This is a genomic window from Polaromonas sp. P1_G4, from assembly GCF_056405475.1.
On the sequence record NZ_JBFUCA010000109.1, the window covers coordinates 1 to 10,426 of the forward strand.

A 10,426-nucleotide genomic window follows, 5' to 3' on the forward strand; every position below is an offset into this window, starting at 1 on the left:
GTCCAGAACCTCCTGGTCTGTCATGACTGCGTCCAGGCTTAGTGCAGGGCCTTAAAGCGCACACGCTTCGGTTTGGCGCCCTCTTCACCCAAGCGTTTCTTCTTGTCGGCTTCGTACTCCTGGTAATTGCCGTTGAAGAAAGTCCACTGGCTGTCGCCTTCGGCGGCCAGGATGTGGGTGGCGATACGGTCCAGAAACCAGCGGTCATGGCTGATCACCAGCACGGAGCCGGCGAATTCCAGCAGCGCGTCTTCCAGCGCGCGCAGGGTTTCCACATCCAAATCGTTTGAGGGTTCGTCAAGCATCAGCACGTTGCCGCCCGCGATCAGGGTCTTGGCCAGGTGCAGGCGCCCGCGCTCTCCGCCCGACAGCATGCCGACGCGTTTTTGCTGGTCTGCACCGTTGAAGTTGAAACGGCCAGCGTAGGCCCGGCTGGGCATGGTGAACTTGCCGACGGTCAGCATGTCCAGTCCGCCCGAGATGTCTTCCCAGACGGTTTTTTCATTGGCCAGATCATCGCGGTGCTGGTCGACGAAAGCCATGCGCGCGGTCTTGCCGATGGCGACTTCGCCGCTGTCGGGCGTTTCCTTGCCGGCGATCAGCTTGAACAACGTGGACTTGCCTGCGCCGTTCGGGCCGATGATGCCGACGATGGCGCCTGCGGGCACCTGGAAGCTGAGGTTGTCGATCAGCAGGCGGTCACCGAAGGATTTACTGACATTCTTGAATTCGATGACTTCATTGCCCAGGCGCTCGGCCACAGGGATGAAGATTTCCTGGGTTTCGTTGCGTTGCTGGTATTCGAAGTCGGAGAGTTCCTCAAAACGGGCCAGGCGCGACTTGCTCTTGGCCTGGCGCGCCTTGGGGTTCTGGCGTGACCATTCGAGTTCCTTCTTCAGGGCCTTGGCGCGGGCTTCCTCACCCTTTTGCTCCTGTGCCAGGCGCTCGCCCTTCTGGTCCAGCCAGCTGCTGTAGTTGCCCTTCCAGGGGATACCGTGGCCGCGGTCCAGCTCCAGGATCCACTCGGCGGCGTTGTCCAGGAAGTAGCGATCGTGGGTGATGGCCACCACGGTGCCCGAAAAGCGCTGCAGGAACTGCTCCAGCCAGTCCACCGATTCGGCATCCAGGTGATTGGTGGGTTCGTCAAGCAGCAGCATGTCGGGCCGGGACAGCAGTAAGCTGCACAAGGCCACGCGGCGTTTTTCGCCGCCCGAGAGCACACCGATCTTGGCGTCCCAGGGCGGCAGGCGCAGCGCGTCGGCGGCGATTTCAAGCTGGTGCTCGGAATCGGTGCCGGCGGTGGCGATGATGGCTTCCAGGCGGGCCTGCTCGGCGGCCAGCGCATCGAAGTCGGCATCGGGCTCCCCGTAAGCCGTGTACACAGCTTCGAGCTGGGCCTTGGCGGCGAATACCGCGCCCATGCCGGCTTCCACGCTTTCGCGTACCGTGTGCTCGGGGTCCAGCTTGGGTTCCTGCGGCAGGTAGCCGATGTTCAGGCCCGGCATGGGAGTGGCTTCGCCCTCGATTTCCGTGTCCAGGCCGGCCATGATCTTGAGCAGCGTGGACTTGCCGGAACCGTTGGTGCCCAGCACGCCGATCTTGGCGCCCGGGAAGAAGCTGAGCGACACCTCTTTAAGGATATGGCGCTTGGGCGGCACGATTTTGCCGACCTTGTTCATAGTAAATACGTACTGAGCCATCAGGATTAACTTTGGTAAAAATGAAAACAATGCAGGAAAACGGGCTGCTTGCCGCCTGTACATGCTATTTCTACAGGCTGTCAGCAGGCTTTCTTGCGGGCTGGAACGACACGCCGCGCCTGGGCGCAAACGCCTTTTGGCAAAGCGTGTTTTATGCGTGAATGCCTCCATTATCGTTGCTGTGCGACAATACAGGCGTTGCTGGCTCCAGTTGCCTTCAACATTTGGGCACATCCGGGTACCGCTTCAAGTGGCTGCTTACGATGTAAAACGTAATGTTTAGGGCCCACTTTCTGACCCCATCTGCCTTTGACTGGCGGGTTTGCCTTTCAACAAGGCACCCAACAGGCCGATCTAAAGCGCCACACAGGCGCAACATCATGACATTTGAAGAATTGAATCTGGCTCCGGCCATTCTGAAGGCCGTGCTCGAGCAGGGCTACGACACCCCCACCCCCATCCAGACCCAGGCGATCCCCGCCGTGCTCAAAGGCGTGGACCTGCTGGGCGGCGCCCAGACCGGCACCGGCAAGACCGCAGCTTTCACGCTGCCCCTGCTGCAGCGCCTTTCCACCGAAGCGCGCCTGACCAACCGCCGCGGCGTCAACGCCGTACGCGCCCTGATCATGACCCCCACCCGCGAGCTCGCGGCCCAGGTCGAAGAAAGCGTCCGCACCTACGGCAAATACACCGACCTCACCTCCATGGTGATGTTCGGCGGCGTCGGTATGGGCGCCCAGATTGAAAAACTGCGCCGCGGCGTCGATATCCTGGTCGCCACTCCCGGCCGCCTGCTGGACCACGCGAGCCAGGGCACGCTGGACCTGAGCCAGGTACAGATCCTGGTGCTCGACGAAGCCGACCGCATGCTGGACATGGGCTTTATCCACGACATCAAAAAAGTGTTGGCCCTGGTGCCCAAGCAAAAACAATCGCTGCTGTTCAGCGCGACCTTCAGCGATGAAATCCGCGAGCTCGCCAACGGCCTGCTGAAGAACCCCGAATCCATCCAGGTCACGCCGCGCAACACCACGGTGCAGCGCATCACGCAGACCATCCATCCCGTCGGGCGAGCCAAGAAAAAAGCGCTGCTGACCCACATCATCAACGAGCACAACTGGAGCCAGGTGCTGGTGTTCACCCGCACCAAGTTCGGCGCCAACAACGTGGCCGAACACCTGACCAAAAACGGCATCCCCGCGATGGCGCTGCACGGCAACAAGAGCCAGACCGCCCGCACCCAGGCCCTGGCCGATTTCAAGAGCGGAACGATTCGCGCCCTGGTGGCCACTGACATCGCCGCCCGCGGCATCGACATCGACGAGTTGCCGCACGTGGTGAACTACGAAATCCCGAACGTGAGCGAAGACTACGTGCACCGCATCGGCCGCACCGGCCGCGCCGGGAACAGCGGCGAAGCCGTCAGCCTGGTCTGCCTCGATGAAGAAGGCTTCATGCAGGACATCGAGCGCTTCACCAAGCAGAACATCGAAAAAATCGTGGTCCCCGGCTTTGAAGCCGAAGCCGGCGAGCGCGCCGAGCCGCTGGCCATGGGTCGCCAGACCATCTGGGGTGGCCTKGGCAAGCCGCCAAGCCGCGACGTGATGCAGGCTGCCGCCAAAGCAGCCCGTACTGAAATGATGCAGCGCATTCGCGACACCAAGGGCGCACAGCCCGCGCGGGGTGCAGGTGGCGGTAACGGCGGCGGCAATGGCGGCGCGCGCGGACGCGGTCCCGCAGGCGGCGGCAACGGTGGTGGCGGTAACGGCGGCGGCAGCGGCCGCGGTCCCCGCACACCCAACCCCGGCCAGCCACGACAGGCTTCGGGCTACTCACAGAACGGCCAGCCGCCACGCCAGCAGGCGCAGCGCCCGCCGCGCGACGACCRGCAGCCACGCGCACCCCGCAGCGAGCCGAGGGAGCCGCGCAACGACTTTGACAACCAGCAACCCGCCAGCCACGCCTCCTCGGGTTTCCCGTCCTCCGGCCAGCCCACGGGCGGCAACCGCGGCAACTACCGGGGCGGCAACCGCTCTGGTGGTGGTAATGGCGGCGGTGGTGGCGGCGGCGGCCGGGGCAACGGGCCCCGCCGGCCTGGCGGTCCCGGCTCGTTTACCGGCCGCTAAGCGCTAACGGCGGCGATCCCACTGCGTGGGTGCCGCCATGCAACTGTCCGGCGCGGCATAAGGCTGCAAAAGGCCAATTCCGCACCTCAGGCTCAAGCTGCTTTCAGCTGCTTGGCCGGATTGCTCAGTTTGGGCAAACGGCGCCGCGAACCGAGCACCAGCTCGATATCCTCGTGCGCGCCGTCAATCAGCACCAGAATGGCTTTTTCGGCCTTGGCCGGGTTGCGCGCGATCACCGCATCCAGCACCGCCCGGTGCAGCGGCAGGGAGCGCTTGGGCCCGTCCTTGCGGATGGTCGAAATTTCAAAGCTGGTGCGCAGCAAGGCACTGAGCGCCTTGCTCATCTGGACCAGCATGCGGTTGTGCGCGGCACGCAGCRGGCCCTGGTGAAAACGCAGGTCGTAGGTGACGTAGTCGCCGCCGCCTTCCACGGCGCGCTTCATACCGGCATAGGCATCCTCGATCCCGGCGATCTCTTCCGCGGTGGCCCGCTCGGCGGCCATGCGCACGGCGGCTGGTTCCACCAGGCGCCGCAGTTCCAGCAGGTCACGTAAAAATTCGGGCGTGATGCCGGCCTTGGCCTTCCAGGCGATGACGTCGGGATCGAACCAGTTCCAGTGCTCCTCGGTCAGCACGCGGGTGCCCACTTTGGGCCCGGTGGTAACCAGCCCCTTGGCGATCAGTGACTTGACCGCTTCGCGCACCACCGTGCGGCTCACGCCCAGTTCCTCGCAAAGCACCGGCTCCGGCGGCATGGACATGCCGGCGGTATAACGGCCCGCGACGATGGCTTCCCCGATGTGGTCAACCGTGTTGCCGTGGACGTTTTTCATGGTGGCCATGGGGTTCCTTTAGCCTCGCACAAACAAGGTGACCAACGGGTCCGAACCTACCTGGCGGCTCCAATGGCCATGCACGGCCGGATCGAAGGTGGCGCCGGCCGGCAGCAGGTCCGCGGAGTAGAAATGCTGTCCGGGCTTGAAGATGCGGGAAATTCCACCCTGCAAGCCGATCTCCATCTCGCCGCCCAGAATGAATACCCACTGGCCGTGCGGCGAGCAATGAAACTGGCTGCGAAAACCTACCGGGCTGTGGCGCAACTGGTAGCCGCCTGAAGGCATCAGCGTGGACAGCATGGATTGCGGATTGCCCTCCGGCAGCGGAACCTGCTCTTCGCGGAACTTTGCGAGGCCGTCGGCGTCGTCTGTGTAGAGAATAACTTTGGTGAAGGTGGTCAAAAAAGCTCCGTGTTCGTGTTCATGTGTTCGTTCTGGATAAATCCGGCGTGCAATTTCCCGCGTCTCAGGCCCCAGCCTGCGCAAGCCCGGCCCTGGCCGCAGCATCAGGCGCAAACTGCAGCAGCACCTTCATGGCCCTACCCTTGTCGCCAGCCAGCTTGAAGGCGTCCGTCGCCTGGTCGAAGTTCATGATATCGGTGATGACCGGCCGGCCATCGATCAGGCGCTTGTTCAAAAACTCCACCGCCACCGCGAACTCGGGGTGGAAGCGGAAGGTGCCGCGCAGATCGATCTCACGCGCCACCAGCGCGTTCATCGGGATCTTGATGTCGCCGCCCAGCCCCACGGCCACAATCACACCGCGCGGGGCGACGACCTGGAGCCCGGACAGCAGCGCGCGTTCATTGCCTGAGGCCTCGAACATGACGTCGAAGTAGCCCTTCTCCAACGCATACGGCGCCAGCGCATCGGGCTGCGCCGAAAGGTTGATCGCCTTGTCCGCACCCATCTTGAGAGCGCAAGCCAGCGGCAACTCCGCAATATCCACCGCCACAATCTCGGCCGCCCCGGCGCGCCGCAGGCCCGCGATCAGCAAGGCGCCGATGGGCCCACAACCGGTGACCAGCACTTTCTTGCCGAACACGACGCCCGCGCGATTGATGGCATGCAGGCCGACCGACAGCGGCTCAGCCAGCGCAGCCTCCGACAAAGAAATATCTTCGGACACGGCGTAGGCCTGCGTTTGATCGATCACCAGCGTTTCGCGGAATGCGCCCTGCACGTGGGGAAAACGCATCGCGCTGCCGTAGAAACGCATGTCCAGGCAATGGTTGTGCTGGCCGAGCTGGCAGTATTTGCAGACGCCGCAAGGACGCGATGGGGACACAGCCACGCGTTGCCCGGGTGCGAAACCCGCGACTTGGTTGCCCACTTCGCTCACGATGCCCGAAACTTCATGCCCCAGCACCATCGGCTCCTTGATGCGCACCGTGCCGAAGCCGCCGTGCTGGAAGTAGTGTAGGTCCGAGCCGCAGATGCCGCCGAAGGCAACACGCACGCGCATCTGCTTCGGGCCGACGGGCTCGACTGCCTGCGAGTCAAAGCGCAGATCCAGCGGGGCGTGGCAGACGATGGCGCGCATATTCATTGAAGTTCAGCTCACAAAAAATCAAAGTTGGGCGGTGACCCCGCCATCGACATACAGCACATGCCCGTTCATGAAGCTGGACGCATCGCTGGCCAGAAAAACCGCCGCCCCCGCCAGTTCATGCACTTCGCCCCAACGCCGGCTCGGCGTGCGGCCGATCAGCCAGGAATTGAATTTCTCATCCGACGATAGCTTCTCGTTCAGCTCGGTCTTGAAGTACCCCGGCCCGATTGCATTGCACTGAAGGCCATGCGGACCCCAGTCGATCGCCATGCCCTTGGTCAGCATCTTCACCGCACCTTTGGTCGCCATATAGGGCGAGATTCCCGGCCGGCCGATCTCGCTTTGCACCGAGCAGATGTTGATGATCTTGCCGCGCTTGCGCGGGATCATCTTGCGTGCCACGGCCTGGCCCACCATGAAGACGCTGTCCAGGTTGGTGCGCATGAGCTTGCGCCAGTCCTCTTCGGCAAACTCTTCCAGCGAATTGCGGATCTGCATGCCCGCGTTGTTGAACAGGATGTCGATCGGACCGATGGTTGACTCGATGGTCTCCACCGCCGCCTTCACCTCCCCGGAATCCGTCACGTCAAACGCGCTCACATGTGCGGTGATGCCTTCGCTGCGCAGCAGGGCCGCTGCCTCCTGCACCTTGGCGGCATTGCGCCCGTTGACCACCACGACCGCGCCAGCTTGGCCGAGCCCGCGCGCAAGCGCCAGGCCAATGCCGGCTGATGACCCCGTGACGAGCGCCAGCCTGCCGTTCAGCTTGAATGAGTCGGCGACCATGGCCGCGCTCACGACAGGCGCTGACCGCTGTCGCCGTTGAAGACGTGGGCCTTGCCCGGCGCCACGTCCAGATGAATGATGTCGTCAGGCTGCGCATCGGTGCGGCCATGCATGACGACAATGATCTTGCTATTGCCCACTTCCAGCAGCAGCTCGGTTTCCGCGCCCGTCGGCTCGATCACGATCACCTTGGCAGGGATGCCTGTGCCGGTCGTGGAGACCTTCAGGTCGGTGGGCCTTACGCCATAGTTCACCGCTTGCCCGTCCACCGCATTGGCCAGCGCCTGCGCCGGCCAGGAATGCCCCTCTGCTTCCACCCAGGTGCGGCCATCCGCGACGCGAAGCGTGCCCTTCATCACGTTCATCGACGGCGAGCCGATAAATTGCGCGACGAAAAGGTTGCCCGGCCGGTCGAACAGCTCCAGCGGCGTGCCGATCTGCTCGATGATGCCGTCGTGCATGACGACGATGCGGTCGGCCATGGTCATGGCCTCGATCTGGTCGTGCGTCACGTAGACGGTCGTGGTCTTCAGGCGCTGGTGCAGCGCCTTGATCTCGGCCCGCATGGCAACACGCAGCTTGGCRTCSAGGTTGGACAGCGGTTCGTCAAAGAGAAATACCTTGGGGTCGCGCACGATGGCTCGGCCCATGGCCACGCGCTGGCGCTGGCCGCCTGACAGCTCGCGCGGGAAGCGGTCGAGCAACGGGTCGAGGTTCAGGATGCGCGCCGCGTCACCCACGCGTTTGTCGGTGATCGCCTGGTCGGCCTTGCGCAGTTTCAGGCTGAAGGCCATGTTGTCGCGCACGGTCATGTGCGGGTAGAGCGCATAGCTCTGGAACACCATCGCGATGTCGCGATCCTTGGAGTCGAGGTCGTTGATGACCTTGCCGTCGATGGAGATCTCGCCACCGGTTATCTCTTCGAGCCCGGCCAGCATGCGCAAAAGCGTGGACTTGCCACAGCCCGAGGGGCCGACGAGCACAACGAATTCGCCATCGCTGATGTCGAAACTGATGCCGTGAATGATCTTGACCTTGCCGAAGGACTTCTCGATTTTGTTGAATGCGACGGATGCCATTTTGTTTATTTTTCCTGTGAATCAGCTTTTAACGGCGCCGGCCGTGAGGCCTGCGACCATATAGCGCTTGAATGCGTAATAAATTGCCGCAGGCGGCATCGCGTAGATAAGGCCCGTGGTCATGAGCAGTTCCCATGGCGAGTCGTCGGCCGAGAGGAAATTGCCCAGCGCCACCGCCAGCGTCACGCTGTCGTCCTTGGACAGCAGCAAAAAGGCGTAGAGGTATTCGTTCCAGGCAAGCAGCAACGCGTACGTCCCGACCGCCACCAGCGAAGGCACCATCAATGGCAGGTAAACGAGGCGAAAGAGTTGCATGGCCGTGGCCCCGTCCATCCTCGCGGCTTCATCCAGTTCCCAAGGCAGCTTGTCCGACGCCTGCTTGAGCACCCAGATGCAGTACGGCGAGGCGATCGTCACCATCGCCAGGATGAGCGCCCACTGGTTGTTGAGCAGGCCATAGTTGCCCATGGTCTTGTACATGGGCACGGCCAAGAAGGCCGCGGGGATGAAGTAGGTGAACAGTGCCATGTTCATCACCGTACGGCCGCCGGGAACCCGCAAACGGCTGATGGCAAAGGCCGCGCAGGTCGACACGAACAGCGTGAGCACGCCGACCGACACGGCGATCAGCAAGGAATTCCACAGCTGGATCCAGAAATGGTCCAGGTAGAAATGCTTCTGCATGAACACGAACTCGAAGTTTCGCAGTGTGGGTGCTTTCGGCCAGAGCTGGCCCGTCGTCGCCTGGTCCTTGGGCGACAGCGCGAACAGCACCATGTGGTAGATCGGCAGCAGCGTCCAGATCAACACKGGGATGCCGATGAGCAGTAGCTTGGCTTCGGTCGAGATGACCTTCAATGCGGAGCGGGTCATACCGGCCTCCGACGAGCCATCTCTAGGCGGCCGGGCGCCCCCCCGGGGGTCAGGGAGCGATAGGGAGCGTGGAGGCACATCATTTGGACAATCTCTTCATCATGAAATACACCAGAGGCAAGACCAGCGGCAATGCGACGACGATGGACGCAAGGGACAGGTCAACCTGGTCCAGACGCAGGTAGCGGATGCCCAGCGTTGCCAGCACGTGCGTCAGGTCTGCCGGCCCGCCACCCGTGAGCAGGTAGACGCTGTTGAAATCCCCCAGCGTCCAGATCATCGAGAGGATGGTGGACGTGAGGTACAGCGAGCGCATTGACGGCCAAGTAATGAAGCGGAACTTCTGCCACACTGAAGCGCCGTCCACCGACGCGGCTTCGTACTGCTCGCCCGGAATCGCCATACGGCCGGCCAGCAGGATCAGCGTCCAGAACGGCAGCGATTTCCAGATGTGCGCCAGCATCGAAAAGCCCAACGCCAGCGTCGGGTCGTTCAGCCAGTTCGGGCCGTCCATGCCGGTAAAGCGGTAGATGGCGGCGTTCACCACGCCCCACTCCGGGTTGAGCATGAAGCGCATGGACAGGATGGTCGGGATCGACGGCACGGCCCAAGGCAGGATGAAGATCATCGACAGGATCTTGACCCACCAGCGCGTGTTCAGGAAGAAGCCCGACAGGCCGAGTGCCAGCATCATCTTGATGTTGACGGAGACCACGACAAAGATCACGGTGTTGATCACCGTGCGGAAGAAAATGGGGTCGGCAAACAGCCGCTCGTAACTCTCCGGATGGCGCGCGAGCCACAGGCCGTAGCCCACCGGGTAGATCACGAAAATCAGGAAGATGAGAAGGTAGGGAATGACAAGAATCGCTCCCCACTTCTCCCACGAAGTCATGGCATTTTTTCTGACGGCCGATGCGGTGGCCGGTGTGTCGAGGGTGATGGTGCTCATGGCTTGTACCCTCCCCCAGCGGGGGGAGGGACTTTCGTTTTTAGTTGGATGCGACCGTCTTGATGCGGGCAATCATCTCGTCCACCGCCTTGTCAACCGGCACCTTCTCATTGAGCACTCGGTTGGCCGCCTTGGCCCAGACGTTCTCGTTGTTCAGCACGGTGAACTTGTAGTTCTTGACGAACTCGAAGCCCACCGTTCCGTTGGCGTACTGGTTGAACACCGACTTGCGATGCGCATCAGCCTGCCAGAACGGGCGTGCCTGACCGGCCTTGGTCACCGGGAACCAACGGCCGAGCGAGCCTTCGACGTACGGCGTCAGGTTCTCTTCCTCCATCAGGAACTTGACGAACTCCTTGGCGCGGGCCTTGTTCTTGGCCTGGCTAAAGACAACGCCAGTCTTCACCGCCGTGCGGTAGACCATCTTGCTGCCGTCCGGTTTGTTTGGAAAGCCTGCCGTGCGGATGCGCTCGTTGTAGTTCTTCTTCGCCAGTTCACGCTCTTCGGGTTTGAGCTTGTCGT

At 62.6% G+C, this 10,426-nt stretch carries 10 protein-coding genes; 1 reads left to right on the forward strand and 9 read right to left on the reverse strand.

The features are described from left to right. Nucleotides 1-38: 38 nt before the first annotated feature. Entirely contained in the window at nt 39-1,700 is a 1,662-nt protein-coding gene (gene ettA, locus AC1D1X_RS07700; RefSeq protein WP_457279253.1) for an energy-dependent translational throttle protein EttA, read from the reverse strand. 380 nt (nt 1,701-2,080) lie between these two features. Between ettA and AC1D1X_RS07705 the strand changes: the two genes are divergently transcribed. Continuing rightward, nucleotides 2,081-3,826 carry a DEAD/DEAH box helicase gene (locus AC1D1X_RS07705; protein WP_477698081.1) on the forward strand — a complete coding sequence of 582 codons (1,746 nt, stop codon included), beginning with the start codon at nt 2,081-2,083 and terminating at the stop codon, nt 3,824-3,826. A gap of 92 nt (nt 3,827-3,918) precedes the next feature. On the opposite strand, the gene AC1D1X_RS07710 is transcribed toward AC1D1X_RS07705, so the two are convergent. From AC1D1X_RS07710 to AC1D1X_RS07745, 8 genes are all read right to left on the reverse strand, one after another. Further along, nucleotides 3,919-4,668: a FadR/GntR family transcriptional regulator gene (locus AC1D1X_RS07710; RefSeq protein WP_477698082.1), complete on the reverse strand. Its 750-nt coding sequence runs from the start codon at nt 4,666-4,668 to the stop codon at nt 3,919-3,921. A gap of 9 nt (nt 4,669-4,677) precedes the next feature. After that, nucleotides 4,678-5,064, reverse strand: a complete 387-nt coding sequence (locus AC1D1X_RS07715) for a cupin domain-containing protein (protein WP_477671425.1) — start codon at nt 5,062-5,064, stop codon at nt 4,678-4,680. Between the two features lie 64 nt (nt 5,065-5,128). Next, nucleotides 5,129-6,205: an L-idonate 5-dehydrogenase gene (locus AC1D1X_RS07720; protein WP_477671619.1), complete on the reverse strand. Its 1,077-nt coding sequence runs from the start codon at nt 6,203-6,205 to the stop codon at nt 5,129-5,131. Between the two features lie 27 nt (nt 6,206-6,232). Next, a complete protein-coding gene (locus tag AC1D1X_RS07725) occupies nt 6,233-7,000 on the reverse strand; it encodes an SDR family oxidoreductase (RefSeq protein WP_477671424.1) in 768 nt (255 codons plus the stop codon). A gap of 8 nt (nt 7,001-7,008) precedes the next feature. Continuing rightward, nucleotides 7,009-8,079, reverse strand: coding sequence for an ABC transporter ATP-binding protein (locus tag AC1D1X_RS07730; RefSeq protein ID WP_477671423.1), 1,071 nt, complete (start codon nt 8,077-8,079; stop codon nt 7,009-7,011). 21 nt (nt 8,080-8,100) lie between these two features. Then, nucleotides 8,101-8,952 carry a carbohydrate ABC transporter permease gene (locus AC1D1X_RS07735; RefSeq protein ID WP_477671422.1) on the reverse strand — a complete coding sequence of 284 codons (852 nt, stop codon included), beginning with the start codon at nt 8,950-8,952 and terminating at the stop codon, nt 8,101-8,103. A 79-nt stretch (nt 8,953-9,031) separates the two neighbouring features. Next, the gene (locus tag AC1D1X_RS07740; RefSeq protein WP_477671421.1) at nt 9,032-9,904 is read right to left on the reverse strand and encodes a carbohydrate ABC transporter permease; all 873 of its coding nucleotides are present in this window, start codon (nt 9,902-9,904) and stop codon (nt 9,032-9,034) included. A gap of 40 nt (nt 9,905-9,944) precedes the next feature. Further along, on the reverse strand, nt 9,945-10,426 hold a 482-nt coding region (locus AC1D1X_RS07745; RefSeq protein WP_477698083.1), incomplete at its 5' end, for an extracellular solute-binding protein.

Excerpts from the sequence above, each read along its gene's own strand:
- ettA (WP_457279253.1), bottom strand. The coding sequence starts at position 1,700 with ATGGCTCAGTACGTATTTACTATGAACAAGGTCGGCAAAATCGTGCCG.
- AC1D1X_RS07720 (WP_477671619.1), bottom strand. The coding sequence starts at position 6,205 with ATGCGCGCCATCGTCTGCCACGCCCCGCTGGATCTGCGCTTTGACTCG.
- AC1D1X_RS07725 (WP_477671424.1), bottom strand. The coding sequence starts at position 7,000 with ATGGTCGCCGACTCATTCAAGCTGAACGGCAGGCTGGCGCTCGTCACG.
- AC1D1X_RS07740 (WP_477671421.1), bottom strand. The coding sequence starts at position 9,904 with ATGAGCACCATCACCCTCGACACACCGGCCACCGCATCGGCCGTCAGA.